The organism is Mycobacterium sp. 3519A, assembly GCF_900240945.1.
Classification (GTDB): Bacteria; Actinomycetota; Actinomycetes; order Mycobacteriales; family Mycobacteriaceae; genus Mycobacterium.
In genome coordinates, this window is record NZ_OESG01000013.1 from 2474721 (window position 1) to 2500795 (window position 26075).

The 26075-nt window shown below is 67.8% G+C and carries 27 protein-coding genes; 18 read left to right on the forward strand and 9 right to left on the reverse strand.

Features of this window, described 5'->3' with window-relative positions:
- The first annotated feature begins 7 nt into the window (after positions 1-7).
- From fmt to ribD, 4 genes are read left to right on the forward strand one after another with little or no spacing between them, the layout of a single operon-like run.
- A complete protein-coding gene (fmt, locus tag C1A30_RS19720; protein ID WP_101949821.1) occupies positions 8-937 on the forward strand; it encodes a methionyl-tRNA formyltransferase in 930 nt (309 codons plus the stop codon).
- Positions 934-2304 (forward strand): RsmB/NOP family class I SAM-dependent RNA methyltransferase, encoded by a 1371-nt coding sequence (locus C1A30_RS19725; protein WP_101949822.1) that lies wholly within the window; start codon positions 934-936, stop codon positions 2302-2304. The genes fmt and C1A30_RS19725 overlap by 4 nt, the downstream gene beginning before the upstream one ends.
- A 5-nt stretch (positions 2305-2309) precedes the next feature.
- Entirely contained in the window at positions 2310-2984 is a 675-nt protein-coding gene (gene rpe / locus C1A30_RS19730) for a ribulose-phosphate 3-epimerase (RefSeq protein ID WP_101950331.1), read from the forward strand.
- Positions 2984-3985, forward strand: coding sequence for a bifunctional diaminohydroxyphosphoribosylaminopyrimidine deaminase/5-amino-6-(5-phosphoribosylamino)uracil reductase RibD (ribD, locus tag C1A30_RS19735; RefSeq protein WP_101949823.1), 1002 nt, complete (start codon positions 2984-2986; stop codon positions 3983-3985). Before rpe ends, ribD begins: the two co-directional genes overlap by 1 nt.
- On the opposite strand, the gene C1A30_RS19740 is transcribed toward ribD, so the two are convergent.
- Genes C1A30_RS19740 through C1A30_RS19750 form a run of 3 tightly spaced genes read right to left on the reverse strand, consistent with a single transcriptional unit; the run spans position 3966 to position 6652 of the window.
- Positions 3966-4988 carry an ATP-binding cassette domain-containing protein gene (locus C1A30_RS19740; protein WP_101950332.1) on the reverse strand — a complete coding sequence of 341 codons (1023 nt, stop codon included), beginning with the start codon at positions 4986-4988 and terminating at the stop codon, positions 3966-3968. The two genes, ribD and C1A30_RS19740, sit on opposite strands and share 20 nt — an antisense overlap.
- A gap of 2 nt (positions 4989-4990) precedes the next feature.
- On the reverse strand, positions 4991-6040 hold the full coding sequence (locus tag C1A30_RS19745; RefSeq protein WP_101949824.1) for an ABC transporter permease: 1050 nt from the start codon (positions 6038-6040) through the stop codon (positions 4991-4993).
- 48 nt (positions 6041-6088) lie between these two features.
- A complete protein-coding gene (locus tag C1A30_RS19750; protein ID WP_200828311.1) occupies positions 6089-6652 on the reverse strand; it encodes a type 1 glutamine amidotransferase domain-containing protein in 564 nt (187 codons plus the stop codon).
- A gap of 148 nt (positions 6653-6800) precedes the next feature.
- On the opposite strand from C1A30_RS19750, the gene C1A30_RS35815 reads away from it, so the two are divergent.
- Positions 6801-6968, forward strand: a complete 168-nt coding sequence (locus tag C1A30_RS35815; protein WP_200828312.1) for a hypothetical protein — start codon at positions 6801-6803, stop codon at positions 6966-6968.
- A 4-nt stretch (positions 6969-6972) separates the two neighbouring features.
- On the opposite strand, the gene C1A30_RS19755 is transcribed toward C1A30_RS35815, so the two are convergent.
- Entirely contained in the window at positions 6973-8541 is a 1569-nt protein-coding gene (locus C1A30_RS19755; protein ID WP_101949825.1) for an MFS transporter, read from the reverse strand.
- Positions 8541-9239, reverse strand: a complete 699-nt coding sequence (locus C1A30_RS19760) for an LppX_LprAFG lipoprotein (RefSeq protein ID WP_101949826.1) — start codon at positions 9237-9239, stop codon at positions 8541-8543. The genes C1A30_RS19755 and C1A30_RS19760 overlap by 1 nt, the downstream gene beginning before the upstream one ends.
- A 118-nt stretch (positions 9240-9357) precedes the next feature.
- Between C1A30_RS19760 and C1A30_RS19765 the strand changes: the two genes are divergently transcribed.
- Entirely contained in the window at positions 9358-9978 is a 621-nt protein-coding gene (locus tag C1A30_RS19765) for a riboflavin synthase (protein WP_101949827.1), read from the forward strand.
- A 436-nt stretch (positions 9979-10414) separates the two neighbouring features.
- Here C1A30_RS19765 and C1A30_RS19770 read toward each other — a convergent pair whose 3' ends face one another.
- On the reverse strand, positions 10415-10768 hold the full coding sequence (locus C1A30_RS19770; RefSeq protein WP_101949828.1) for a hypothetical protein: 354 nt from the start codon (positions 10766-10768) through the stop codon (positions 10415-10417).
- Positions 10769-10832: 64 nt separating this feature from the next.
- Here C1A30_RS19770 and C1A30_RS19775 point away from each other — a divergent pair, with 64 nt between their 5' ends.
- The 4 genes from C1A30_RS19775 to C1A30_RS19790 all read left to right on the forward strand — a co-directional run bounded on the left by C1A30_RS19775 (position 10833) and on the right by C1A30_RS19790 (position 15003).
- Positions 10833-12746: an Ig-like domain-containing protein gene (locus C1A30_RS19775; protein ID WP_101949829.1), complete on the forward strand. Its 1914-nt coding sequence runs from the start codon at positions 10833-10835 to the stop codon at positions 12744-12746.
- A 63-nt stretch (positions 12747-12809) separates the two neighbouring features.
- On the forward strand, positions 12810-14081 hold the full coding sequence (locus C1A30_RS19780) for a bifunctional 3,4-dihydroxy-2-butanone-4-phosphate synthase/GTP cyclohydrolase II (RefSeq protein WP_067810322.1): 1272 nt from the start codon (positions 12810-12812) through the stop codon (positions 14079-14081).
- Positions 14078-14551: a 6,7-dimethyl-8-ribityllumazine synthase gene (gene ribH / locus C1A30_RS19785; protein ID WP_101949830.1), complete on the forward strand. Its 474-nt coding sequence runs from the start codon at positions 14078-14080 to the stop codon at positions 14549-14551. Before C1A30_RS19780 ends, ribH begins: the two co-directional genes overlap by 4 nt.
- Positions 14548-15003, forward strand: a complete 456-nt coding sequence (locus tag C1A30_RS19790; RefSeq protein WP_101949831.1) for a PH domain-containing protein — start codon at positions 14548-14550, stop codon at positions 15001-15003. Before ribH ends, C1A30_RS19790 begins: the two co-directional genes overlap by 4 nt.
- On the opposite strand, the gene C1A30_RS19795 is transcribed toward C1A30_RS19790, so the two are convergent.
- Together C1A30_RS19795 and C1A30_RS19800 are read right to left on the reverse strand one after the other, a co-directional pair.
- Complete coding sequence (locus tag C1A30_RS19795; protein ID WP_101950334.1) at positions 14990-15457, reverse strand: GNAT family N-acetyltransferase; 468 nt, start codon at positions 15455-15457, stop codon at positions 14990-14992. The two genes, C1A30_RS19790 and C1A30_RS19795, sit on opposite strands and share 14 nt — an antisense overlap.
- A 5-nt stretch (positions 15458-15462) precedes the next feature.
- Complete coding sequence (locus tag C1A30_RS19800; protein ID WP_101949832.1) at positions 15463-17352, reverse strand: gamma-glutamyltransferase family protein; 1890 nt, start codon at positions 17350-17352, stop codon at positions 15463-15465.
- A gap of 35 nt (positions 17353-17387) precedes the next feature.
- Here C1A30_RS19800 and uvrC point away from each other — a divergent pair, with 35 nt between their 5' ends.
- The 8 genes from uvrC to secG all read left to right on the forward strand — a co-directional run bounded on the left by uvrC (position 17388) and on the right by secG (position 25728).
- Entirely contained in the window at positions 17388-19370 is a 1983-nt protein-coding gene (uvrC, locus tag C1A30_RS19805; RefSeq protein ID WP_101949833.1) for an excinuclease ABC subunit UvrC, read from the forward strand.
- Between the two features lie 8 nt (positions 19371-19378).
- Positions 19379-20284 carry an RNase adapter RapZ gene (rapZ, locus tag C1A30_RS19810; RefSeq protein WP_369974164.1) on the forward strand — a complete coding sequence of 302 codons (906 nt, stop codon included), beginning with the start codon at positions 19379-19381 and terminating at the stop codon, positions 20282-20284.
- A 25-nt stretch (positions 20285-20309) separates the two neighbouring features.
- Positions 20310-21335, forward strand: a complete 1026-nt coding sequence (gene yvcK / locus C1A30_RS19815; protein ID WP_101949835.1) for a uridine diphosphate-N-acetylglucosamine-binding protein YvcK — start codon at positions 20310-20312, stop codon at positions 21333-21335.
- Positions 21332-22309 carry a DNA-binding protein WhiA gene (gene whiA, locus C1A30_RS19820; RefSeq protein WP_082965347.1) on the forward strand — a complete coding sequence of 326 codons (978 nt, stop codon included), beginning with the start codon at positions 21332-21334 and terminating at the stop codon, positions 22307-22309. The genes yvcK and whiA overlap by 4 nt, the downstream gene beginning before the upstream one ends.
- A 118-nt stretch (positions 22310-22427) precedes the next feature.
- Positions 22428-23450, forward strand: a complete 1023-nt coding sequence (gene gap, locus C1A30_RS19825) for a type I glyceraldehyde-3-phosphate dehydrogenase (RefSeq protein ID WP_101949836.1) — start codon at positions 22428-22430, stop codon at positions 23448-23450.
- Between the two features lie 4 nt (positions 23451-23454).
- Complete coding sequence (gene pgk, locus C1A30_RS19830) at positions 23455-24669, forward strand: phosphoglycerate kinase (RefSeq protein ID WP_101949837.1); 1215 nt, start codon at positions 23455-23457, stop codon at positions 24667-24669.
- Between the two features lie 8 nt (positions 24670-24677).
- Positions 24678-25463 (forward strand): triose-phosphate isomerase, encoded by a 786-nt coding sequence (gene tpiA / locus C1A30_RS19835; protein WP_101949838.1) that lies wholly within the window; start codon positions 24678-24680, stop codon positions 25461-25463.
- Positions 25464-25494: 31 nt separating this feature from the next.
- A complete protein-coding gene (secG, locus tag C1A30_RS19840) occupies positions 25495-25728 on the forward strand; it encodes a preprotein translocase subunit SecG (protein ID WP_067810341.1) in 234 nt (77 codons plus the stop codon).
- Positions 25729-25743: 15 nt separating this feature from the next.
- Here the strand turns inward: secG and C1A30_RS19845 are convergent, their stop codons facing one another.
- Positions 25744-25992 carry a hypothetical protein gene (locus C1A30_RS19845; RefSeq protein ID WP_101949839.1) on the reverse strand — a complete coding sequence of 83 codons (249 nt, stop codon included), beginning with the start codon at positions 25990-25992 and terminating at the stop codon, positions 25744-25746.
- Between the last annotated feature and the right edge of the window lie 83 nt (positions 25993-26075).

The window sequence follows — 26075 nt, forward strand, 5'->3', positions numbered from 1 at the left end:
TGGCGCGATGCGCATCGTCTTCGCGGGCACCCCCGACCCGGCGCTCCCGTCGCTGCGCCGGCTGATCGAGTCGCCACGTCACGAGGTGGTCGCGGTGCTGACTCGGCCCGACGCCGCGAAGGGCAGGCACGGTAAGCCGACACCGTCGCCGGTGGCGCAGTTGGCGGCCGAACACGGCATCCCGGTGCTGCGCCCGACGCGGCCCAATTCGGAGGAGTTCGTCGCGGAGCTCACCGAGTTGGCGCCGGACGCCTGCGGTGTGGTCGCCTACGGCGCGCTGCTGTCCGAGCCGCTGCTGGCGGTGCCGACACACGGTTGGGTGAACCTGCACTTCTCGCTGCTGCCCGCGTGGCGTGGCGCCGCACCCGTGCAGGCGGCGATCGCCGCCGGAGACACCGTTACGGGCGCGACGACGTTCCAGATCGAACTCGCGCTCGACTCTGGTCCGGTCTACGGCGTGGTGACCGAGACGGTGCGGCCCACCGACACCGCAGGCGATCTGCTGGAGCGGCTGTCCATTTCGGGAGCGGCGCTGTTGGAAAGGACGCTCGACGGCATCGCCGACGGATCGCTGACACCGGTGCCTCAACCGGCGGATGGGGTCACCATCGCACCCAAGGTCACCGTCGACGACGCCCGGATCCGATGGGAGCTGCCGGCACACGTGGTCGATCGCCGGATCCGGGCCGTCACCCCGAATCCCGGCGCATGGACGGTGATCGGCGATCTGCGCGTCAAGGTGGGTCCGGTCACCGTCGAGGACACTCCAGAAACCTTGCCGCCTGGCACTATCCGCGTCGAGCGCAACGGCGTGCAGGTCGGCACCGGATCGCAGCCGGTGAGACTCGGGCAGATCCAGCCGCCGGGCAAGAAGATGATGCATGCGGCTGACTGGGCCCGCGGCGCCCGCCTCGACGAAACGACCCGGGCCCAATGACCAAGCCCCGCAACACACGCCCGCCGCGGCGTAAACCGCTCGATCCGGCCCGCCGCGCCGCGTTCGACGTGCTGCGCGCGGTGTCCGACCGCGACGCCTACGCCAACCTCGCGCTGCCCGCGATGCTGCGCGACCGGGGCATCACCGGCCGCGACGCCGCGTTCGCCACCGAACTCACCTACGGCACCTGTCGCACCCGCGGCCTGCTCGACGCGATCATCGCCAAGGCCGCTGATCGACCGCCGGAGAAGATCGACCCGGTCTTGCTGGACCTGTTGCGGCTCGGCGCCTACCAACTGCTGCGCACCAGGGTGGAACAGCACGCCGCCGTGTCCACCACCGTCGAACAGGCCGGTATCGAATTCGACTCGGCGCGAGCAGGTTTCGTCAACGGTGTGCTGCGCACCATCGCTAGGCGCGACGAGCAGTCGTGGGTAGCCGAGCTCGCCCCGCCCGCGGCCGGTGACCCGGTGGGCCATGCGGCGTTCGTGCACGCGCATCCTCGCTGGGTCGCGCAGGCGTTCGCCGACGCACTCGGTGCGTCCGCAGCTGAGCTGGACGCGCTGTTGAGCAGTGACGACGACCGGCCCGCCGTGCACCTGGCCGCGCGGCCGGGTGTGCTGACCGCCGACGAGTTGGCCGCGCAGGTCGACGGTACGGTCGGGCGCTACTCGCCGTATGCCGTCTACCTGTCCGGTGGCGACCCGGGCCGGCTGGACCCGGTCCGCGACGGCGCCGCGCTGGTGCAGGACGAGGGCAGCCAACTGGTGGCCCGAGCGCTGACCCTCGCCGAACTGGACGGCCCGGACACCGGGCGCTGGCTGGACCTGTGCTCGGGTCCCGGCGGCAAGACGGCGCTGCTGGCGGCGCTCGGTGGCGACGCCAGGGTGACGGCGGTCGAACCCGCGGCCAGGCGCGCCGACATGGTCGAGGAGAACACCCGCGGCCTTCCGGTCGAGGTGCTGCGCGTCGACGGCCGCGATCCGGGGCTCGAACCGGGCTTCGACCGGGTGCTCGTCGACGCGCCCTGCACGGGGCTGGGTGCCCTGCGACGTCGGCCCGAAGCCCGCTGGCGGCGCCAACCGGCCGACGTGCCTGCACTGGCCCGGCTGCAACGTGAGCTGCTGGCCTCGGCGATCCGGCTGACCCGGCCGGGCGGTGTGGTGCTGTACGCGACGTGTTCGCCGCATCTGGCCGAAACGGCGGGCGTCGTCGCGGACGCCCTGCGCCGCCACAACGTCACCGCTGTGGACACCCGGCCGCTGTTCGCACCCGTCGACAACCTCGGCGACGGTCCCTATGTACAGCTCTGGCCGCACCGGCACGGCACCGACGCGATGTTCGCAGCTGCCCTCTTAGTAGGGTGAACTCCATGGCTGGACCCCTCATCGCGCCGTCGATTCTGGCCGCCGACTTCGCCGAACTCGGTGCCGAAGCCGAGGCGGTGACCGGTGCCGACTGGCTGCACGTCGACGTGATGGACAACCACTTCGTGCCCAACCTGACCATCGGGCTTCCCGTTGTCGAGGCGCTGCTCAAGCGCACCGACATCCCGATGGACTGCCACCTGATGATCGAGAACCCGGACAGATGGGCGCCGCCGTACGCCGAAGCGGGCGCCTACAACGTCACCTTCCACGCCGAGGCCACCGACAATCCGGTCGCGGTGGCCAAAGACATCCGCGCCGCGGGTGCCAAGGCGGGCCTTTCGGTCAAACCCGGCACACCCATCGATCCCTATCTGGAGATCCTGCCGCACTTCGACACGTTGCTGATCATGTCGGTGGAACCGGGCTTCGGCGGGCAGAAGTTCATCCCCGAGGTGCTGCCGAAGGTGGGCATCGTGCGCAGGCTCGTCGACTCCGGTGAGTTGACGATCCTGGTCGAGATCGACGGCGGAATCAACGCCGACACCATCGAAGAGGCGGCCGTGGCCGGGGTGGACTGCTTCGTCGCGGGGTCGGCCGTCTACAGCGCAGAGGATCCCGCCGCCGCAGTGCAATCGCTGCGCAGGCAGGCCGCCGCCGCGTCCAAGCACTTGCGGTGATGGACCTCGACGCGGCCATGCGGCTGGCGGTCGAGCACGCCGACCGCGTCAAGGGCAGCACCTATCCCAATCCGCCTGTCGGCGCGGTCATCCTGGACCACGACGGGGAGATCGCCGGTGTCGGCGCCACGCAACCGCCGGGTGGCCCGCACGCCGAGGTGATGGCGTTGCGCAGGGCGGGGCAGCGGGCCGTCGGCGGGACCGCGGTGGTGACGCTGGAGCCGTGCAATCACTTCGGCAGGACCCCGCCGTGTGTGGATGCCCTTGTCGCCGCGGGTGTCTCGCGGGTGGTCTATGCCGTCGCCGATCCGAACCCGCAGGCGGCAGGCGGCGCGACGCGCCTGGCCGAGTCCGGCGTCAGCGTCGAGGCGGGGGGGCTTACGGAAGTGGTGGCGGGCGGTCCGCTTCGGGAGTGGCTGCACAAACAGCGCACCGGGCTGCCGCATGTCACATGGAAATTCGCCACCAGCGTCGACGGACGCAGCGCCGCCGCGGGCGGCACCAGCCAATGGATCACCAGTGAGGCGGCGCGGGCCGACGTGCACCGCCGCCGCGCCGCAGCGGACGCGATCGTCGTCGGCACCGGAACGGTGTTCGTCGACGACCCGGTGCTGACCGCGCGGCTGCCCGACGGTTCGCTGGCTGAGCGCCAGCCGCTGCGGGTGGTCGTCGGGGAGCGTGAGATCTCCTCGGAGGCACGGGTTCTCAACGACGACTCGCGGACGATGGTGATCCGCACCCGCGATCCGCACGAGGTGATCAAGGCGTTGTCGGATCGCACCGACGTGATTCTGGAGGGCGGGCCGACCCTGGCGGGTGCATTCCTGCGGAACGGCGCGATCGACCGGATCATCGCCTACGTGGCGCCGATCCTGTTGGGTGGTCCCATCACCGCCGTCGACGATGTCGGTGTGCTGTCGATCGCGCACGCGCAGCGCTGGCGGTTCGACGGGATCGAGCCGATCGGGCCGGATCTGCTGCTCAGTCTGATTCCTGCGTAGGCGCTTCGAGATCGTCGGCGTCCAGCGGGCGGTGTTCGATCAGGTCGCGCACACCGCCCGTGCCGAGTCGCTCACGGAACGCCTGCACCGTGTAGCCGATCACCGTTGCCTTGCAGCGTGCACGCGCGGTGGCGTTACGGGGCAGGTGGAACAGCGGGCCGATCTCGCCGAAGTAGTCGCCCTTCGTCACCACCTTCAGCAATTCCTCACCGCCGCCTGGTAATTCGCGCACGATCTCGAGCTCACCGCTGGACACCACGTAGATCAGGTCGCCCATCGTGCCCTGTTCGAACAGCACGTCGCCCTCGGCGAGTTCGACGGTGTCGGGCGGCCGGTCCATCGAGATGAAATCCGGTACGAGGTCGACGACGCGATCGGCAAGGGGCAGGATCCGGCTGTCGTGGGTGGCGACCACCACCATCCGGTCGCCCGATGCGAGTTCGCGGATGAGCCGCAGCACCTCCTCGACCTGAATGAAGTCGAGGTGTGCGGTGGGCTCGTCGGCCAGGATCAGCGGCGGATCGAGGGCGATCGCGCGGGCGACCGCGACGCGTTGCTGCTGCCCGCCACTGAGGTCGCCGGGCCGATGCGACATGCGGTCCTGCAGACCGACCCGCGACAGCAGTTGTTCGGCCTTCTTGAATGCGGCGCGACGCGACATGCCCGCCGCCAGCATCGGGATCATCACGTTCTCCGCGGCGGTCAGACTCGGCACGAGGTTGAACGCCTGGAACACAATGCCGACGGTCTCCCGGCGGTAGGTCGACAGGCCGCGGGCATCCAGGGAGGTGACGTCGACGTCGCCGAATTTGATGGCGCCGCCGCTGGGCCGGAGGATGCCGCCGAGGCAGGACAACAACGTCGTCTTCCCGCAACCGCTTGGCCCCATCAGGATCACCAGTGAGCCGGCGGCCACGTCAAGGTCGAACCCGTCGATCGGGCGGACTTTGTCTGTGCCGCTCGGGTACTCGACCACCAGGTTCTGAACGCTGAGATCGCCCACGGTCACGGGCCCCCGAACGCGACGGCGGGGTCCACCGACACCGCGCGCTGCAATCCGCTGCCGCTGGCGATCAATCCGATCACGACGGCGATGATCGGCAGAGCGACGTACGCGGCGGCGGGCACGATGACCTTCATCGGGAAAAGCGGTCCCAGCGCCAGTGACAGCAAGGCGCCGACGAGTGCGGCGAGTAGCGCGATCACCACCGCCTGCAGCGCGAGTCCGCCCGCGATGTTGAGCGTCGGCACGCCAATTGCCTTGAACACCGCGAAGTCTCGGAGCCGCTCGAGCGCCGAGAGGTAGATGACCGATCCGACGACGAGCGCCGCGACGATCCACAGCATGATCGCGACGATGGTGATCGAGTTCACCGCGACCTTCAACGGACGCAGCAGATCGGCGATGGCGCCGTCGCGATCGATGGTGTGATAGCCGGGCGGCACCTCGGTCATGTTCCCGCGCACACCGATCGAGGCCACCAGCGGTTCCCCGCCGTACACCAACCGCTGTGCGCCCGCCGTGGTGAGGAACACGTTCGGCAGGTTGGCAAGCGCCGTCGAGTTGTCCACGATGCCAACGATACGCAGTGTGCGGGAAGCGATTTCGATGTCGTCACCGACAGCGCGACCGAGCGTGCTGGACACCGCGACCTCGTCGGGGGTCGAGGCGGCACGACCCTCCGACACCGCGGGCATCCCCGGACCACGTTCGGGTGCGCCGAAGATGTCGACGTTCCGTGTGGTGTCACCGATGGTCGCGGTGCCCCCGGCATAAACCAGCGGCGCCGCCGCGGACACGCCGGGAGCAGTCGCGATGCGCCGCAACTCCACCGGCGCGAACGGGGTGGCACCGACGAACGGGCCCGAGGCGCCCTCCTTGACCACGAATTGATCCACGCCCAGCGAGTCCACGGTCTGCTCGGCTTCCACCCGGAATCCGTTCGCCAGGCCGGTCAAGACGAGCGTCATCGCGAAGATGATGCTCGTGGAAAGGATCGCGATGACGAAGCGCCGCTTACGCCACTGCATGTCGCGCAGAGCGGCGATCAGCATGTCCGCGAGATTACCGACGCCACGAGGCCTGTGGGTCGGGTTTTACGGTTATGCCTGCTGTTGGGCGAAAGCCCCGACCAGCGTGTTGCAGAACGCGGGCAGGTCATCGGGCTTCCGACTGGACACCAACGTGTTTGGCCCGCGCGAGCATTCGACCACCTCGTCGTCGACCCAGTTGGCGCCCGCGTTGCGCAGATCGGTCTGCACACTCGGCCACGACGTGATCGTCCTGCCGCGCACGACATCCGCTTCGATCAGCGTCCACGGGCCGTGGCAGATCACCGCGACCGGCTTGCCCGCATCGAAGAAGCTCTTCGCGAATGCGACCGCCGCCTTGTTGGTTCGCAGGAAGTCGGGATTGGCCACACCGCCAGGCAGCACCAGCGCGTCATAGTCGGCGGCGGCGACACCGTCGGCCGCCTTGTCCGCCTCGAAGGTGTCCGCGGGGGTGAGGTGGTTGAACGCCTGGATCTTGCCGACTTCCGTCGAGACCAATTCAGGGCTGCCGCCGGCCTCCTTGACCGCTTTCCACGGTTCGGTCAGTTCGACCTGCTCCACGCCCTCGGGGGCCACCAAGAACGCAATCGTCTTGCCATTCAGTGAACTTGCCATGAATTCTCTCCCGTCCGATTGTCGTCTCCGGCACGCTTACCCGGCGCGGCGAGCAATCAATCAGGGCGCGGCGATCGGTACACTGGTACCAAAGCGCTTTCACCGACGAGAGTTGCCGCCTGGTGAGCACTAACAAAGGACGACGAGCATGACTGCATTGCAGGACTGGCTCAATGCCCGACCGGTAGACCCGAAAACCCTCAAGACGTTGGTCTGCGACGCGTTGCGGAACCTGACCACCGATGAGCCGGCAAAGACAGAAAAGCCAGAAACCCGCGAACCCCAGCTGATCCGCCGGGGCCTGGAACGCTGCTGAGCGCCTAGGGGGCCCGGTGCTTGCCCGCCGGCTCCGCCTCGACGGTGGGCTCTGATTCGTCGGCGTGTTCACGTCGGCCGCTGATCAACAGGCCGAGCAGCGCGCCGACCACGCAGACCAGGGCCGTGATGCCGAAGATCTCGCCGTACTGCATGACGTAGGCCGTGCGGACGCGGGCCGCCTGCGCGGCCAGCCGCTCGACCAGGTTGTTACCAGTGCCAGCGGGCAAACTGGCCAGGATCTGGTTGAACCGGTACAGGCCCCAGGCGCTCAGGGCCGCGATCCCGATCAGCATGCCGATCATCCTGGCCACCACCACCGCAGCCGAGGCGATGCCGTGCTGCGCGGCGGGCACCACCCGCAGGGTCGCCGACGTCAGCGGCCCGATCACCAAGCCGAGGCCGAGGCCCGCGATGGCCAGGTCGGTGTCCAGCACGGGCACGCTGAACAGCCCGAGGTCGTGCCGGGCGGCCAGCAGGTCCACCGGCCACTTCGAAATCAGCCAGTAGCCGCCCGCCGCGATCATCAGGCCGACGAAGGCCACGATCCGGTCGCCGATCTTGGTGGCGATCCAACCGCCGAGCAGCGCGCCGATCGGCAGCGCGATCAGGAACCGCAGCAGCAGCGCAGCGGCCCCGTTCTTGTCAAGGCCGAGCACGCCCTGCCCGAACAGTTCGACGTTGACCAGCGTCACCATCAGGGCCGCGCCCGCGGCGAGCGAGGCGCCCAAGGCGCACAGGAAGGGCCGGAAGTGCACGCCGGCGGGTTCGATTAGCCGGGTGCGGGCGAACTTCTCCCACACGAAGAACGCCACGCACGCGATCAGCGCGCCGATCAGCAGGGGCAGGCCGTAACTCGGCAGCACCTGCTTACCGTCGGGCGCCGGGTTGTACAGCCCCCAGGTGGCCAGGCCCAGAGTGATGGCCAGCAGCACGCCGCCGGTCACGTCGACCTTCTCCGGGTGCTCGGACTTCTCCTTCGACGGCAGGCTGAAGTGGATCATCACCATCGCGATCACCACCAGCGGCACGTTGATCCAGAACACGTCCCGCCAGGTGTTGAGCGCCCACACCACCGCGACGCCGTACAGCGGACCCAGCACGCTGCCGAGTTCCTGGGCGGCGCCCACCCCGCCCAGCACTGCCGCGCGGTTGCGGGCCGCCCACAGATCGGCGGCCAGCGCCAGCGTCACCGGCAGCAGCGCACCACTGGCGACGCCCTGGATCGCGCGCCCGATGATCAGCTGCAGCAGATCATTCGACAGCGCGGTGACCACCGAGCCGATCGCGAACATGGCCAGGCTGACCTGCAGGACGAACTTGCGGCCGAACCGGTCGGATGCCCGGCCGAGCAGCGGCATGGCCGCGATGTAACCGAGCAGATACCAGGTGACGATAGGCGTGACGCGCTGGATCTGATTGATCCCGATCCCGACGTCTCTCATGATGTCGGTCATGATCGTGACCACGACATAGGTGTCCAGCGCACCCAGCAGCACTGCCAGGCTGCCAGCGCTGATCGCGACCCCGCGGCTGGATGTCGCCGGCTGAACGGCTCCTGGCGACGAGCCCATCAGACCGCAGGCTTGGTGACGGTCACCGGCTTGCCCCAGTCACTGCACGTCATCGTGATGCTGTTGTTGGGCGACACTTCGAGCTTGACCTGCATCAGTTCGTGGTTGCCGTCCTCGCGGATCCACGCGGTGCCCGGGACAGGGCCCGTCACCTTGAGCTGCGGCGCGACCTTGTTGACGGCGTCGGCGCTCACGGTCCCGGTGATGCGGACGGTGTCGGTGCCGTTGATGTTCTCGCGGCCATCGGCTTTGGGGTCCGAGAAGTTGGCCAGGATGTTGCCGAAACCGACGTCGGGGTTCAGCAGCGCCGACACGTCGTAGATGTCGGCGGCCGGGCCGAAGTCCTGGAAGCTGCCTTTGGTGATCGCGCCGAACAGATTGCCGTCGGCCACCACGAAGTCGACGCCCTCGAGGCGCTGTCCCAAGAAGATGATGTTGGCGGTGCCCTGCGCGGCGACGGCGGGTTTGGTGGTCAGATCACCTTCCAGCGTTTCGATCGGCAGATCCTGGATCTGGCCCTGCACGGACAGCTTCAGGTGGACGCTCGTCTGCGCCTTCGTCGTCTCGCTGGACTGCTTGAGCAGGGTGGCCGCGTCAGGCAGTGCTTTCGACGAACCCTGAGAGTTCGAGGAGCACCCTGCGATCAGGGCGACGGCGGCAAAAAGGGCGGCGAAGATCGCCAAGAGGCGCGTCTGCATGACTGCATCGTAGAGGGTGCGCTCACACCGACGTGTCGCGCGTACTCCCGGCCGAAGGGCAATCGTGGCTTCCGAACTGGACTTTCGACACCGGTGTGCGGCTGGTTACTCTGGCCCGGTGTTCACCGGAATCGTCGAAGAACTGGGCGAGGTCGTAGCCAAGGAAGAACTCGGCGACTCGGCCCGGTTGGTCATCCGCGGGCCTGTCGTGACGGCCGACGCAGGGCACGGCGATTCGATCGCGGTCAACGGCGTCTGTCTGACCGTGGTCGAAGTGTTGCCCGACGGCGTCTTCAGCGCCGACGTGATGGGTGAAACGCTGAACCGGTCGAGCCTGCGCGGTGTCGGCGTGGGCAGCCATGTGAACCTCGAGCGGGCCGCTGCGGTCAACAGCCGCCTTGGCGGGCACATCGTGCAGGGCCATGTCGACGGGACGGGGCACGTGATCGCGCGGACCCCGTCGGAACATTGGGAAGTCATTCGAATTGCGTTGCCCACGGGGTTGTCTCGATACGTCGTCGAGAAGGGGTCGATCACGGTCGACGGGGTGTCGCTGACGGTTTCCGGTCTGGGCCATGACTGGTTCGAGGTGTCGTTGATCCCGACGACGCTGCAACTCACCACTCTCGGCAGCGCCGAGGTCGGCACCCGCGTCAATCTCGAGGTCGACATCATCGCCAAGTACGTGGAGCGGCTGCTGGGTTCCTCCGACGACGACAGCGGCGCCGGCAACGCCTGACAGCCGCTTTACAGCTTCGTCCAGCTCGCGATCGCCGCTGTCAAACAAGCGCATGCTTCGATGAGCTTTGCGACCCATACACCATTAGCCGACGCGCGGAAGTAGATTTGCCTCAACGCACCGGCGTGTCGCCTTGGCGCTGGTGTTCGCCCAGCTCATAGCCGTGAAATCTAGGGCCGGCAGCCTACGTCCGACACGGTCGTATGGTTTGCGAAAGATCCTTGCCAGTTATTGACGCCCATGTTAAGTTTCGCCGCAGTTAATTTGAAAATTCATGTACCGGCCTCCGGGCCCATGAAGCCGTCACTCGGGGGAGTCGGGAGCATGTCATGTCGGCAGCTAAGCGTGGCAAGCATGCGAAGCGGCCCGAGAGGGCCGGTCGCGCGAGCCGACTAGCGGTCGCTGTAGGTCTCGGGATCGCGGTGGCCACCACAGGTCACGGCGTCGCGTCTGCCGCCACAGGTGAGAACTCGACCTCAGGGTCGCCGGACACCGACGGCGGATCGAAGGCGAACGCCACGACCGACTCGGGCACAACGACGTCCGGTGCAACGGGCACCTCCGGCGCCACCACCGCGGGCACGGAACCGGAGCACCCGACCACGTCGACGTCGACGACGACGTCCACCTCGACGACCACGACCTCGTCGGGATCACAGACCACGACCACCACGACCTCCGGCGATGGTCCGACATCGTCGGTCAGTGCCTCCGGTGGTTCCGGTACCACGGTCTCGCACGAGAACTCGCCCACGCCCACACCGACACCGACCGCCATCGAACCGACCACGGAGAAACCCAAGCCGCAGGAACACGACCAAACACCCTCGGAGACAACGACTCCGACGCCTGACGTGACGCCAGCGACCGATGACAAGCAGAAGTCGTCGACGTCGGCAGCGCAGGCGGTGGTAGAGGAGAAGGCCGCGGTCACCGAGCCCGAAACCGGCGAAACCGTCACGGCCGCGGCACAAACCGCTGAGCAGAAGACCACGCAGACCGCGGTGGCGCCCCTCGCGCGGACGACGGCGGCGACCACACCGGCCACCCCGCCGACGTTCGGGCTTCCGACGGTGACCCTGCCGCCGTATCCCACCATCCCCGGCGTATCACCGACGCGGGTGGCGGTGGCCGTCGTCGTCGTGCTGGGGCGTGCGCTGCAGACCGCGCTGTCGGGACCCATCCCTAATCCGATCGCGATCCCGATCTACATGGTGCTGGTCGCGGCGTATCAGCGCCTCACCGAGATCGCGCTGAACCATGTCCCGGTCGTCACGCAACCGACTCCGGCACTTCAGGTTCCGGTGCTGGGCACCATCACGGGCACGCTCGTCGCGACCGATCCGGACGGTGATCCGCTGACGTTCACCTACACACAGCCCACCAACGGCGGCCTGGTCGTCGTGACGAACGTGCCGCTGACCAACCAGTACACCTACGTCTACACCCCGCCGCTGCTCGGCGGCGGCGGGCCGAACTCGTTCACCATCACCTTCGACGACACCGGCGTCGGGGACCACTTCTACGCACCGAACGGACACACCACCTCGTACACAGTCAATCTCGACGTGCCGACCGCGACGGTCGGCACGCGAGACAGCATCGGGGTGGTGCGCGGCGGCTTCGCGGGCGGCAGTGTCGACGGGCGGACCTACAGCCTCGCCAACGGCAACACCGCGGGCGCGACCGCCACGTCGGCGTTCACCACGCTCGGCGGCATCGTCAGCCTCAACACGACGACAGGCGACTGGACCTATGTCCCGGCGGTGTCCGGTCACAACATCCTCGGAATCCCGGACAACACAGACACTTTCGTGGTGACCGTCGACGACGGGGTGCACGGCGCCGTCCAGACGACGGTGTCGGTCGGCGCGGACCTCGGCATCGCGGTGACAGGGGCGACCACGAACACCGCCAACGGCGCCTACAGCGGTTCGTTGAACATCCCCGTCGGCGACAACGGGTTGCTGACCTACTCGGTGGGCACCGGACCGTCATCGAAGGGCAGCGTGTTCGTCACGTCCACGGGCGGCTTCATCTACACGCCGACGCCGCAGGCGCGCCACGCCGCAGCGGCCGCCAACGCCACCGCCGCCGACAAGACGGACACGTTCACCATCAAGGGCACCGACGCCAACGGCAGGTCGATCACCGTCGCGACCGTGTCGGTGAACATCCTGTCCGCCAACAGCGCACCGGCCGGCGGCACCGCGACCTTCCCCGCCGCCAACGCCAACGGCGTCATCACCGGCTCGGTGACAGGCATCACCGACGACGATGACGACACGCTGACATACACCGGCACGGCCGGTAAGGGGACCGTCACCTTCGACGGCACCACTTTCACGTACACCCCGACGTTGGACGCCAGGCACGCGGCAGCCGCCGACAATGCCAGCACCGCCACCAAGCAGGACACCATCACCATCACCGTCGACGACGGACACGGCGGCACGGCGACATTCAGCAGCGGTGCGTTCAACATCACCCCGCAGAACACCGCGCCGACCTACACCAGCGTCACCAAGTCCAGCGGTGGCCTGCTGGGCCTGACCAAGACGTGGACCGTCAACGGCATGACCGACGCCGACAGCGACACGCTGACGCTGGCCGTCACCTCCCTGCCGTCGGGCGGACTGCTGAACCTGCCGGTGATCCTCGGCAACACGGTGACCCTTGTGAGCCTGCTCACCGAGAGCGGCAAGACCTTCGTGGTCACCATGTCCGACGGGCACGGCGGCAACGTGCCGATCACCTTGACGATCTAGCGCCAAAGGCCAGGTCAGGGGAGCGGCAATAACTATCCAACCGGTGTGGTTCATACTGTTGTGATGACGAGGCTGGACTCCGTGGAGAGGGCGGTTGCCGACATCGCTGCGGGCAAGGCCGTTGTCGTCATCGACGACGAGGACCGGGAGAACGAGGGAGACCTCATTTTCGCCGCCGAGAAGGCCACTCCCGAGCTCGTCGCGTTCATGGTCCGCTACACCTCCGGCTACCTCTGTGTGCCGCTGGACGGCGAGATCTGCGACCGGCTCGGGCTGTTGCCGATGTACGCGGTCAACCAGGACAAGCACGGCACCGCATACACCGTGACCGTCGACGCGAAAACCGGTGTGGGAACAGGTATTTCGGCTTCTGACCGTGCCACCACCATGCGGTTGCTCGCCGATCCGTCAAGCGCCGCCGAGGATTTCACCAAACCGGGCCACGTCGTGCCGTTGCGGGCCAAGGACGGCGGGGTGTTACGCCGCCCCGGCCACACTGAGGCCGCCGTCGACCTGGCCCGGCTGGCGGGGCTGCAGCCCGCAGGGGCGATCTGCGAAATCGTCAGCCAGAAGGACGAAGGCGCGATGGCGCAGACCGACGAGCTGCGGATCTTCGCCGACGAACACGATCTGGCGCTGATTTCGATCGCCGACTTGATCGAATGGCGGCGCAAACACGAAAAGCACATCGAACGCGTCGCCGAGGCCCGCATCCCGACCCGGCACGGTGAATTCCGCGCCGTCGGCTACACCTCCATCTACGAAGATGTCGAGCATGTGGCGCTGGTCCGCGGCGACATCGCCGGACCGCACGGCGACGGGCACGACGTCCTGGTCCGCGTGCACTCCGAGTGCCTGACCGGCGACGTGTTCGGTTCGCGTCGCTGCGACTGCGGGCCGCAACTGGATGCCGCGCTGGCGATGGTGGCCCGCGAGGGCCGCGGGGTGGTGCTGTACATGCGCGGCCACGAGGGCCGCGGCATCGGTCTGATGCACAAGCTGCAGGCCTACCAGTTGCAGGACGCGGGCGAGGACACCGTCGACGCCAATCTGAAGCTGGGACTGCCCGCCGACGCCCGCGACTACGGCATCGGCGCGCAGATCCTGGTCGACCTCGGCGTGCGGTCTATGCGGCTGCTGACCAACAATCCCGCCAAGCGCGTCGGCCTCGACGGTTACGGGCTGCACATCATCGAGCGGGTGCCGCTGCCGGTGCGCGCCAACGCCGAGAACATCCGCTACCTGATGACCAAACGCGACCGGATGGGTCATGACCTGACCGGGCTCGACGACTACGACGAAGCGGTGCCCGGCGAGTTCGGCGGAGCGCTATGAGCGGTACCGGCGTTCCCGATCTTCCGGATCTGGACGCATCTGGCATAACGCTGGCCATCGTCGCCAGCACATGGCACGAGACCATCTGCGATGCGCTCCTGGAGGGCGCCCGAAAGGTGGCCGCCAACGCAGGCATCGACAACCCCACCATCGTGCGGGTGCTCGGCGCGATCGAGATCCCTGTGGTGGCACAGGCGTTGGCCGCCCAACACGACGCGGTGGTGGCACTCGGCGTGGTGATCCGCGGCGAGACACCGCATTTCGACTACGTCTGCGACGCGGTCACCCAGGGGCTGACCCGGGTGTCGCTGGATGCGTCGACCCCGGTGGCCAACGGCGTGCTGACGACGAACACCGAGCAGCAGGCCCTCGACCGGGCCGGTCTGCCCGACTCGGCTGAGGACAAGGGCGCGCAGGCCGCGGCCGCGGCGCTGTCGACGGCGCTGACCCTGCGTGAACTGAGGTCATGAGTCAAGACTGGGACGTCGAGATACGGCCCCATCTGACACCGTATTTCGCGTACGGGGCGGCCGCGTTGATCGTCATCGCCCATGTCGCCGTCGGCGCGTTGCTCAAGATCGCCTCAACTGGCGTGATCTTCCGGACCGCGGACCAGGTGGCCATCGCGCTGCTCGGCGTCGTGATCGCGGGCGCGGTGCTGTTGTTCGCGCGGCCGCGGTTACGTGTCGGCTCGGCAGGCGTCGCGGTGCGAAACTTGATCGGTTACAAGCTCATTCCGTGGTCGGACGTGGTCGACGTCTCGTTCCCGCGCGGGGCGCGGTGGGCCAGGGTCGACCTGCCGGATGACGAGTACGTCCCGGTGATGGCGATCCAGGCCGTCGACAGGGAGCGTGCCGTCGACGCCATGGACACGGTGCGGGAGTTGCTGGCCCGCTACCGGCCCGACATCAGCTCACGCTGAGCGACATCGCGACTTCGCCGCGGTCGCTTGGGTTTTCGCCATTCTCCAGGGTGAATCCCAGACCCTCGTAGACACCACGGGCCACCGCGTTGTCATGCGCCACCCGCAGGGTGACGCTGCGTGCCCCGCGGTCGCGGGCCCACTGAACCGCCGCAGCCACCAGTGGGCTTGCCAGACCCTGACCGCGGACCGCCGGGTCGAGCCACAGGGAATACAGGTACACGGTGTCCGCGCTCTCCAGTTGCGCGCCGATCAACCCGACGGGACGGTCACCGATCATCACGGCGAACTGCGCGTGCTCGCGCAGCCTGCGACGCCACTGCGCGGCGGTGAACGCCGACTCCTGCCGGAACTGCGGATCGTCCTCGCCCAGAGAATCGCTCAACGCCCGCAACCGCACCCCCGCGAACACCCGCCAGTCCGACTCCGTCAGCCTGCCGACGCGGGCCGCCACACTTGTCACCGGGTGTCGCCCATGACCAGGCCCTCGCGACGCGGGTCCGCGCCGCCGATCCAGCCCGGATCGTCCCGTGAGATCGCCGACAGGCCGCTGGACTGGTCGGCGATGTCGACCTGGTGACCGAGTCGGCGCAGCCCGACCACCAACGGGTCGTGGTCGCCGTTGTCGGCGGTGTCGATGGCGGGATGTTCACCGCCGACGTTCGTCTTGGGTGAGTTCGCCGCTCCGAAGTCCACCGCCGACACGGCCTGCTGCGGATCCAGAGCCCAATCGATCATCCCCACAAGCGTTTTCACCACGAACTGGATGATCACCGAACCGCCCGGCGAGCCCAGCACCGCGTACAGCGCCCGCTTGCCGCCGGGCTGGCCCGCCCCGTCGAACACGAGCGTGGGCGCCATCGAACTGCGTGGCCGCTTACCGGGCTCGACCCGGTTGGCCACCGGCACCCCGTCCTTGTCCGGCTCGGCGGAGAAGTCGGTGAGCTGATTGTTGAGGATGAATCCGTCCACCATGTGGAACGAGCCGAAGGCCGACTCCACGGTCGTGGTGAGCGCCGCGGCGTTGCCCTGCGCGTCGACGATGCTGATCTGGCTGGTGCCGTGTTCGGGCGTCGGCGGCGCCGGTGGTGTGGGCGGCCCGAATTCACCCGGCTTCGCGGTGCCCATGGTGCGTTGCGTGGAGATCAGCGCCGCCCGGCCCGCGAGGTAGTCGCTGCCGAGCAGGGTGTCGGGCGAACCGCCGGGCAACGGCACGAAATCGGTGTCGGCGACGTACTTGTCGCGATCGGCGTAGGCCAGCCGCTCGGCTTCTGAGACGAGGTGAACGCCCAGCACCGTCGGTTTGCCGCCGTTGAGGTCGACGTCGGTGGGCTTGTGATCGGCCATCGAGAAATGTTCGAGCATGCCGAGCGTCGCCGCCACCGCAATGCCGCCCGAGGACGGCGGGGGCATGCCGCAGATCTCCTTGCCGCGGTAGGGCGTGCACAACGGCTCGCGTCGTTTGGCGACGTAACCGGCCAGATCCTCGCGCGTCATCAGACTGGGCGTCCGTCCACCGCTGGTATCCGTGGCCGCGGCCACGATGTCGCGCGCGATGTCACCGGTGTAGAACGACTGCGGATCGGATGCGATGACGCCCAACGTTTTTGAGTACGCGGGATTGGTCAACTTCGTGCCCGACGCCTTCGGGGAGCCGTCGTCGGTGAGGAAATACGCCGACGCGTTCGGGTCGCCCTTCAGCTGCGGAGCGGCGTCGGCGATCGCGGCGGCCAACCGCGGGCTGATGTCGAAACCGTCGTCGGCCATTGTCACCGCCGGGCTGAACAGATCGCGCCACGCCGTCTTGCCGTGTTCGGCGTGCACATCCTGCAGCAGTCGCAGAATGCCCGGTACGCCGATGGACCGGCCGGATGCGCGGGCGTCGGGTTTGGGCTCGGTCCGGTCGAAATCCGAGATCCAGCGCAGATAGTTCTCGGTGGCCGCTCTGGGCGCCGCCTCGCGTCCGTCGTAGGCCTGCACCGAGCCGGCGGCGGCGTCGTAGTACAGCAGGAAGCCCCCGCCGCCGACACCGGAGGACTGCGGCTCGACGAGGCCCAGCACCGCCTGGGCGGTGACGAGTGCGTCGGCGGCGGTACCGCCCTTGTTCAGCACCTCGCAGGCGGCCTGGGTGGCCAGCGGGTTGGCCGTCACCACCGCGAAATGGGACGTCCGTACCGCCGTCATGTCCTTGCGGTAGCCGGTGGCCACCTCCTGCGTCCCGTTGGCGACGATCGAGCAGGGGCCTGCCGACGTGGGTGGGGACGCGTTCTCCTCAGCGGCACAACCGGCAAGGACCAAGATCACAACTGCGAGCGGCGCCATGATCCGCATCACTAGACGGTAGTTCATCAAGGCCCCGCGACAACGGCAGTAACCTGGAATCCGTGCCCGATCCAGCGACGTACCGACCTGCCCCCGGGTCGATACCCGTCGAGCCGGGCGTCTACCGGTTCCGGGATCCGCACGGCCGGGTGATCTACGTCGGCAAGGCCAAGAGCCTGCGCAGCAGGCTGAACTCCTATTTCGTCGACATCGCGGGCCTGGCGCCGCGCACCCGGCAGATGGTGATGGCCGCGGGCAGCGTCGAGTGGACGGTGGTCACCACCGAAGTCGAGGCGCTGCAGCTCGAATACAACTGGATCAAGGAATTCGATCCGCGGTTCAACATCCGCTACCGCGACGACAAGTCCTATCCGGTGCTGGCGGTGACCCTCAACGAGGAGTACCCGCGGCTGATGGTGTATCGCGGCGCGCGTCGCAAGGGCGTGCGCTACTTCGGGCCGTACTCCCATGCGTGGGCCATCCGCGAGACGCTCGACCTGTTGACGCGGGTCTTTCCGGCGCGCACCTGCTCCGCGGGAGTGTTCAAGCGGCACAGGCAAATCGGGCGCCCATGCCTGCTCGGCTACATCGACAAGTGCTCGGCGCCGTGCATCGAACGGGTGACCGCCGACGAGCATCGGCAGATCGTGAACGACTTCTGCGATTTCCTCGCGGGCAAGACCGACCGGTTGGCACGCGACATGGAACAGCAGATGAACGCCGCCGCCGCGGAACTGGACTTCGAGCGCGCCGCCCGGTTGCGCGACAACATCTCCGCGCTGAAGCGGGCGCTGGAGAAGCAGGCCGTGGTGTTCGGCGACGGCACCGACGCCGATGTGGTGGCGTTCGCCGACGACGAACTCGAAGCGGCGGTCCAGGTTTTCCACGTACGCGGCGGCCGGGTCAGAGGCCAGCGCGGGTGGATCGTCGAAAAGTCAGGGGAGCCAAACGGATCCGGTGAGAGCCAGCTCGTCGAGCAGTTCCTCACACAGTTCTACGGCGATCAGGCCGAACTCGACGGCGCCGCCGATGAATCGCTCAACCCGGTGCCGCGACAGGTGCTGGTGCCGTGCCTGCCGGACAACGCCGACGAACTGGCCACCTGGCTGTCGCAACTGCGCGGCTCACGGGTGTCGCTGCGGGTCGCGCAGCGCGGGGACAAACGAGCCCTCGCCGATACCGTGAAACGCAACGCCCAGGACGCGTTGAACCAGCACAAGCTCAAGCGGGCAGGCGATTTCACCGCGAGAACCGCTGCGCTGCAAAGCATCCAGGACGCGCTGGGGCTGGCCGAGGCGCCGCTGCGCATCGAATGCGTCGACATCAGCCACGTGATGGGCACCGACGTGGTGGCGTCGCTGGTGGTGTTCGAGGACGGGCTGCCACGAAAGTCGGACTACCGCCACTACGCGATCCGGGAGGCCGCGGGCGAAGGCCGATCCGACGACGTGGCTTCTATCGCGGAGGTGACGCGGCGGCGGTTCTACCGACACCTGCACGACACCCAGCATCCGACAGAGCTTGCCCCGGAAGGTAAATCGCGCAAGTTCGCCTATCCGCCCAACCTCTACGTGGTCGACGGCGGCGCACCACAGGTGAACGCCGCGCAGGCGGTGCTCGACGATCTCGGGGTGTCGGACGTCGCGGTCATCGGGCTGGCGAAACGGCTGGAGGAAGTCTGGGTGCCGTCGGAGCCCGACCCCGTCATCATGCCCCGCAACAGCGAGGGGCTGTACCTGTTGCAGCGGGTACGTGACGAAGCACACCGGTTCGCCATCGCCTACCACCGCAGCAAGCGTTCGAAGCGGATGACGGCCTCCGCCCTCGACTCCGTGCGCGGACTGGGAGAGCATCGGCGCAAGGCGTTGGTCACCCATTTCGGCTCGCTGGCCAGGCTCAAACAGGCAACCGTCGAGGAGATCACCGCGGTGCCAGGGATCGGCGTGGCAACAGCCAAGGCGGTGTTGGAGGCGCTCGGTGGACCGCCCGATTCCGAAGCGCCGGACCCGGTTATCGGCAATGATCAGACCAGAGCATCGGGATGACAGAACACATGCAAGAGGAACTGCGCGGCGGCGCGGCCGAGGACAGGGCCGAATCCGGCATCGACGTGGTGCTTGTCACGGGACTGTCCGGCGCAGGGCGGGGCACCGCGGCGAAGGTACTCGAGGATCTCGGGTGGTATGTCGCAGACAATCTACCGCCGGAGTTGATCGCGCAGATGGTCGAACTCGGCCTGGCGGCGGGGTCGCGCATCACGCAACTGGCGGTCGTGATGGATGTCCGGTCGCGTGGGTTCACCGGCGATCTTGACTGGGTGCGAAACGACCTCGCCACCCGCAACATCTCGCCGCGGGTGCTGTTCCTGGAGGCGTCCGACGACATCCTGGTGCGCCGCTACGAGCAGAACCGGCGCAGTCATCCGTTGCAGGGCAATCAGACTCTGGCCGAGGGCATCGCAGCGGAGCGGCAGATGCTCGCGCCGCTGCGCGCGGTGGCGGATCTGGTGATCGACACGTCGACGCTGTCGGTGCCTGCGCTGCGGGAGAGCATCGAGCGCGCCTTCGGCGGCGAAACCGTAGCGCAGACCAGCGTCACCGTCGAGTCGTTCGGGTACAAATACGGGCTGCCGATGGACGCCGACACCGTGATGGACGTCCGGTTCCTGCCGAACCCGCACTGGGTCGACGAACTGCGACCGCATACGGGGCAGCATTCCGCCGTGCGCGACTACGTGCTCGGGCAACCGGGCGCCGCGGAGTTCCTCGACACCTACCATCAACTGCTCGACGTGGTGATCGAAGGCTATCGCCGGGAAGGGAAGCGCTACATGACCGTTGCCATCGGCTGCACCGGCGGCAAACACCGCAGTGTCGCGATGGCCGAGGCGCTGGCCGCCAAACTTCAGGACGACGAGCTCACGGTGCGGGTGTTGCACCGGGATCTGGGCCGCGAGTGAGTTTCCCCGCACGCGAGGAGGACAAATGAGTCCCCGCATTGTGGCGCTCGGTGGCGGGCATGGGCTCTATGCCACGCTGTCCGCCGCGCGCAGGCTCACCCCGCATGTCACGGCGATCGTCACCGTCGCCGACGACGGCGGTTCGTCGGGCCGGTTGCGCAGCGAGCTGGAGGTGGTGCCGCCGGGCGACCTGCGAATGGCGTTGGCGGCGTTGGCATCTGACACGCCGCACGGCCGCCTGTGGGCCACCATCATCCAGCACCGGTTCGGCGGCAGCGGCGCGCTGGCCGGGCATCCCATCGGCAACCTGATCTTGGCGGGGCTCAACGAGGTGCTGGCCGACCCGGTGGCCGCACTCGACGAGCTGGGCCGCGTACTCGGTCTCAAGGGTCGGGTGTTGCCGATGTGCCCGATGGGGCTGGGGATCGAGGCGGACGTCTCCGGGCTCGAGTCCGATCCGCGGATGTTCCGGGTGATCCGCGGCCAGGTGGCGATCGCGACGACCGTCGGGCAGGTGCGACGGGTGCGGTTGCTGCCCGCCGATCCGCCTGCCACCCGGCAGGCCGTCGACGCGATCATGGCGGCCGATCTGGTGGTGCTCGGACCCGGTTCGTGGTTCACCAGTGTGATCCCGCATGTGCTCGTGCCGCAGTTGGCTGCCGCGCTGCAGGCGACGACCGCCCGCCGGGCGCTGGTGTTGAACCTGGTCGCAGAGCCGGGGGAGACCGCGGGCTTCTCCGTCGAACGGCATATTCACGTGCTTGCTCAGCACGCGCCGGGTTTCTCGGTGCACGACATCATCGTCGATTCCAGCCGCGTGCCCAGTGAACGTGAGCGTGAACAATTGCGTCGCACGGCGCGGATTTTGAAGGCCGAAGTCGAGTTTGCTGACGTGTCCAGACCTGGTACACCTTTACATGACCCGGCGAGGTTGGCCGCGGCTCTGGAAGGGGTACGTGTCCGCGGCATGGTGCCGACTCGCGACGTTCAGGAGCCGACCATGCCCACACCGACAGTGAATGGACCGAGAGGTGACGATCCGTGGCGATGACGGCCGAGGTCAAGGACGAGCTGAGCCGTCTGGTAGTCAATTCGGTGAGCGCCCGCCGCGCTGAGGTGGCGTCGCTGCTGCGGTTCGCGGGCGGCTTGCACATCGTGTCCGGACGCGTGGTGGTGGAGGCCGAGGTGGATCTCGGCATCATCGCGCGGCGGCTGCGCAAGGACATCTACGACCTGTACGGGTACAACGCTGTGGTGCACGTGCTGTCGGCCAGCGGCATCCGCAAGAGCACCCGCTACGTGGTCCGGGTGGCCAAGGACGGCGAAGCGTTGGCGCGGCAGACCGGGCTGCTGGACCTGCGCGGCAGGCCGGTGCGGGGACTACCGGCGCAGGTGGTCGGCGGCAGCGTCGCCGACGCCGAAGCAGCTTGGCGCGGAGCGTTTTTGGCCCACGGGTCGTTGACGGAACCGGGCCGGTCGTCGGCGCTCGAGGTGAGTTGCCCCGGGCCGGAGGCGGCGCTGGCGTTGGTCGGCGCGGCCCGCAGGCTCGGCGTGAGCGCCAAGGCGCGTGAGGTGCGGGGCAGCGACCGCGTGGTGGTCCGCGACGGGGAAGCGATAGGTGCGTTGCTGACCCGGATGGGCGCACAGGACACCAGGCTGACGTGGGAGGAGCGTCGGATGCGCCGCGAGGTGCGCGCGACGGCCAACCGGCTGGCCAATTTCGACGACGCCAATCTGCGGCGGTCGGCGCGGGCCGCGGTGGCCGCGGCGGCGCGGGTGGAGCGGGCGCTGGAAATCCTCGGCGACACTGTGCCGGACCATTTGGCCGCCGCGGGCAAGCTGCGCGTCGAGCACCGGCAGGCGTCGCTGGAGGAGTTGGGCCGCCTCGCCGACCCGCCGATGACGAAAGACGCTGTCGCCGGCCGTATTCGGCGGTTGCTGTCGATGGCCGACCGCAAGGCCAAGCAGGACGGCATCCCCGACACCGAGTCGGCCGTCACGCCGGATCTGCTCGAGGACGCCTAGCTTTCGCGCTCCAGTGGGAAGTTGATGCCACTCGGCGAGCACTGACCAGGCCGCGCGTGGCGTTTATCACACCACTAGGCTGGTCACGAGCGATAAGGCGACTAAGAGGAGACACAAAGTGACCATCCGGGTCGGCGTAAACGGCTTCGGCCGCATCGGACGCAATTTCTATCGGGCCCTGGCAGCGCAGAAGGCGGAGGGCAAGAGCACCGACATCGAGGTCATCGCCGTCAACGACCTCACCGACAACGCCACGCTGGCGCACCTGCTGCGATTCGACTCGATCCTGGGCCGCTACCCCGAGGACGTCAGCCTCGAGGGTGAGGACACCATCGTCGTGGGCAGCACCAAGATCAAGGCGCTCGAGGTCAAGGAAGGCCCCGCCGCGCTGCCATGGGGCGACCTGGGCGTCGACGTGGTCGTCGAGTCCACCGGCATCTTCACCAACGCCGCAAAGGCCAAGGGCCACCTGGACGCGGGCGCCAAGAAGGTGGTCATCTCCGCGCCGGCCACCGACGAGGACATCACGATCGTGCTCGGCGTCAACGACGACAAGTACGACGGCAGCCAGAACATCATCTCCAACGCGTCGTGCACCACGAACTGCCTCGGCCCGCTGGCCAAGGTCCTCAACGACGAGTTCGGCATCGTCAAGGGCCTGATGACCACCATCCACGCCTACACGCAGGACCAGAACCTGCAGGACGGCCCGCACAAGGATCTGCGCCGCGCCCGCGCCGCCGCGATCAACATCGTGCCGACCTCGACCGGCGCCGCCAAGGCCATCGGGCTGGTGCTGCCGGAGTTGAAGGGCAAGCTCGACGGTTACGCCCTTCGGGTGCCGATCCCAACGGGTTCGGTGACCGACCTGACCGCTGAGCTGTCGAAGTCGGCCAGCGTCGAGGACATCAACAACGCGTTCAAGGCCGCCGCTGACGGTCCCCTCAAGGGCATCCTGAAGTACTACGACGCCCCGATCGTCTCCAGCGACATCGTCACCGACCCGCACAGCTCGCTGTACGACGCGGGGCTGACCAAGGTGATCGACAACCAGGCCAAGGTGGTGTCCTGGTACGACAACGAGTGGGGCTACTCCAACCGCCTCGTCGATCTGGTCGCGCTGGTCGGCAAGTCCCTGTAACCCAGTGACTATCAAGACACTCGACGACCTACTCGCAGAAGGGGTTTCGGGTCGGGGTGTGCTGGTGCGCTCCGACCTGAACGTCCCTCTCGACGAGCAGCGCAACATCACCGACCCCGGGCGTATCATCGCGTCGGTGCCGACGTTGCAGGCGCTGTCCGACGCCGGGGCCAAGGTCGTCGTCACCGCGCACCTGGGCAGGCCGAAAGGCGGGCCGGACCCCGAGTTTTCGCTCGCGCCAGTCGCAAAAGCGTTGGGGGAGAAGCTCGGTCGACACGTCCAGTTGGCCGGTGACGTGGTCGGAACCGACGCGCTCGCCCGCGCAGAGGGACTGACCGACGGCGACATCCTGCTGCTGGAGAACATTCGCTTCGACCCGCGCGAGACCAGCAAGGACGACGCGGAGCGACTCGCGCTGGCCAAGCAGTTGGTCGAACTGGTCGGTGACGACGGCGCGTTCGTGTCCGACGGCTTCGGTGTCGTGCACCGCAAGCAGGCGTCGGTCTACGACGTCGCCACCCTGCTGCCGCATTACGCGGGCACGTTGGTGGCGGCCGAGATCAAAGTGCTCGAACAGCTGACGAGGTCGACCGAACGGCCGTACGCGGTGGTGCTCGGCGGCTCCAAGGTGTCGGACAAGCTGGCGGTCATCGAGAACCTCGCGACCAAAGCTGACAGCATCGTCATCGGCGGCGGGATGTGCTTCACCTTCCTTGCCTCGCAAGGTGTTTCGGTGGGCAAGTCGCTGCTCGAAGAGGGCATGATCGACACCTGCCGCAAGCTGCTCGAAGACTACGGCGACGTGATCCATGTGCCGGTCGACATCGTCGTCGCCGACGAGTTCAAGGCCGATTCACCGTCGGAGATCGTTGCGGCCGACCGCATTCCGGACGGCAAGATGGGCCTCGACGTCGGGCCCGGCACGGTGGAGCGGTTCACCACGCTGCTGTCCAACGCGAAGACGATCTTCTGGAACGGCCCGATGGGTGTGTTCGAGTTCCCGGCGTTCGCGGCGGGCACCAAGGGCGTCGCCGAGGCGATCATCAGCGCCACCGGCAAGGGTGCGTTCAGCGTCGTCGGTGGCGGCGACTCTGCGGCCGCGGTACGCCAACTCGGCCTGCCCGAGGACGGCTTCTCGCACATTTCCACCGGCGGCGGGGCCTCGCTGGAATACCTTGAGGGCAAGACCCTGCCGGGTATCGAAGTCCTGACCGATTAGGAGATCCCGTGTCCCGTAAGCCGTTGATCGCCGGCAACTGGAAGATGAACCTCAACCACTTCGAGGCGATCGCGCTGGTGCAGAAGATCGCGTTCTCGCTGCCGGACAAGTACTTCGACAAGGTCGACGTCGCGGTGCTGCCGCCGTTCACCGACCTGCGCAGCGTGCAGACCCTCGTCGACGGCGACAAGTTGCGGCTGACCTACGGTGCGCAGGACGTGTCGCAGCACGACTCGGGCGCGTACACCGGCGAGATCAGCGGCGCCTTCCTGGCCAAGCTCGGCTGCACCTATGTGGTGGTCGGCCACTCGGAGCGGCGCACCTATCACCATGAGGACGACGCGCTGGTGGCGGCTAAGGCCGCGGCGGCGTTCCGGTACGGTCTCACGCCGATCATCTGCATGGGTGAGCAACTCGACATCCGCGAGGCCGGCAACCACGTCGAGTACTGCGTGACGCAGTTGCAGGGCTCGCTGGCGGGGCTGACCGCCGAGCAGATCGGCAACGCGGTGATCGCCTACGAGCCGGTGTGGGCGATCGGCACCGGCCGGGTGGCCAGCGCCGCCGACGCGCAGGAAGTCTGCAAGGCCATCCGCGACGAACTCGGCAAGTTGGCGTCCCCGCAGGCCGCGGCAGGTGTCCGGGTGCTCTACGGCGGCTCCGTCAACGCCAAGAACGTCGGCGAGATCGTCGCCCAGGAAGACGTGGACGGCGCCCTGGTCGGTGGGGCGTCGCTCGACGGCGAGCAGTTCGCCACGCTGTCGGCCATCGCCGCTGGTGGGCCCCTGCCCTGACCCGGGCCGAACAGCCTGTAGTCTGGCGGCCATGGAATTGGCCCTCCAGATCACGCTGATCGTGACCAGTGTGCTGGTCGTGCTCCTGGTTCTGCTGCACCGCGCCAAGGGCGGCGGTCTGTCCACCTTGTTCGGCGGTGGCGTGCAGTCCAGCCTGTCCGGGTCGACCGTCGTCGAGAAGAACCTCGACCGCCTGACGCTGTTCGTGACGGGCATCTGGCTGGTGTCGATCATCGCCGTCGCGCTGCTGATCAAATACAGCTAACTGCGGCGGTACCGGCTACAGGATGCCGCCGAGCCCGGGCAGATTGCCGAGCAACGGCAGGTCGCCGAGCAGTCCCCCGCTCACCGGGTCGTCGTCGCAGACCTGGCTGAATTGCGGCACATTCACGACCTGACCCTGATTGCCGATGGTGACGGTGTTCTTCGGACACGCCGTTGGCTCGGCGGCCGCGGTCGCCGCACCCGCCAGCGCGAGCACCACGGCGGCACCGCCCGCCAGCAACAGTCGTGAGATTGCAGTCGTCATGCGTCAAGCCTGCGCTCGGGCGCGGGTCAAGAGCAACAGTCCGATGACAGGAACCGTTCAGGACTCGACCATAGGATCGCGGC

Coding starts and splice junctions, on each gene's coding strand:
- fmt (WP_101949821.1), top strand. CDS start 8: ATGCGCATCGTCTTCGCGGGCACCCCCGACCCGGCGCTCCCGTCGCTG.
- C1A30_RS19725 (WP_101949822.1), top strand. CDS start 934: ATGACCAAGCCCCGCAACACACGCCCGCCGCGGCGTAAACCGCTCGAT.
- rpe (WP_101950331.1), top strand. CDS start 2,310: ATGGCTGGACCCCTCATCGCGCCGTCGATTCTGGCCGCCGACTTCGCC.
- ribD (WP_101949823.1), top strand. CDS start 2,984: ATGGACCTCGACGCGGCCATGCGGCTGGCGGTCGAGCACGCCGACCGC.
- C1A30_RS19745 (WP_101949824.1), bottom strand. CDS start 6,040: ATGCTGATCGCCGCTCTGCGCGACATGCAGTGGCGTAAGCGGCGCTTC.
- C1A30_RS19750 (WP_200828311.1), bottom strand. CDS start 6,652: ATGGCAAGTTCACTGAATGGCAAGACGATTGCGTTCTTGGTGGCCCCC.
- C1A30_RS35815 (WP_200828312.1), top strand. CDS start 6,801: ATGACTGCATTGCAGGACTGGCTCAATGCCCGACCGGTAGACCCGAAA.
- C1A30_RS19755 (WP_101949825.1), bottom strand. CDS start 8,541: ATGGGCTCGTCGCCAGGAGCCGTTCAGCCGGCGACATCCAGCCGCGGG.
- C1A30_RS19760 (WP_101949826.1), bottom strand. CDS start 9,239: ATGCAGACGCGCCTCTTGGCGATCTTCGCCGCCCTTTTTGCCGCCGTC.
- C1A30_RS19780 (WP_067810322.1), top strand. CDS start 12,810: ATGACGAGGCTGGACTCCGTGGAGAGGGCGGTTGCCGACATCGCTGCG.
- ribH (WP_101949830.1), top strand. CDS start 14,078: ATGAGCGGTACCGGCGTTCCCGATCTTCCGGATCTGGACGCATCTGGC.
- C1A30_RS19790 (WP_101949831.1), top strand. CDS start 14,548: ATGAGTCAAGACTGGGACGTCGAGATACGGCCCCATCTGACACCGTAT.
- C1A30_RS19800 (WP_101949832.1), bottom strand. CDS start 17,352: ATGAACTACCGTCTAGTGATGCGGATCATGGCGCCGCTCGCAGTTGTG.
- rapZ (WP_369974164.1), top strand. CDS start 19,379: ATGCAAGAGGAACTGCGCGGCGGCGCGGCCGAGGACAGGGCCGAATCC.
- yvcK (WP_101949835.1), top strand. CDS start 20,310: ATGAGTCCCCGCATTGTGGCGCTCGGTGGCGGGCATGGGCTCTATGCC.
- whiA (WP_082965347.1), top strand. CDS start 21,332: ATGACGGCCGAGGTCAAGGACGAGCTGAGCCGTCTGGTAGTCAATTCG.
- secG (WP_067810341.1), top strand. CDS start 25,495: ATGGAATTGGCCCTCCAGATCACGCTGATCGTGACCAGTGTGCTGGTC.
- C1A30_RS19845 (WP_101949839.1), bottom strand. CDS start 25,992: ATGACGACTGCAATCTCACGACTGTTGCTGGCGGGCGGTGCCGCCGTG.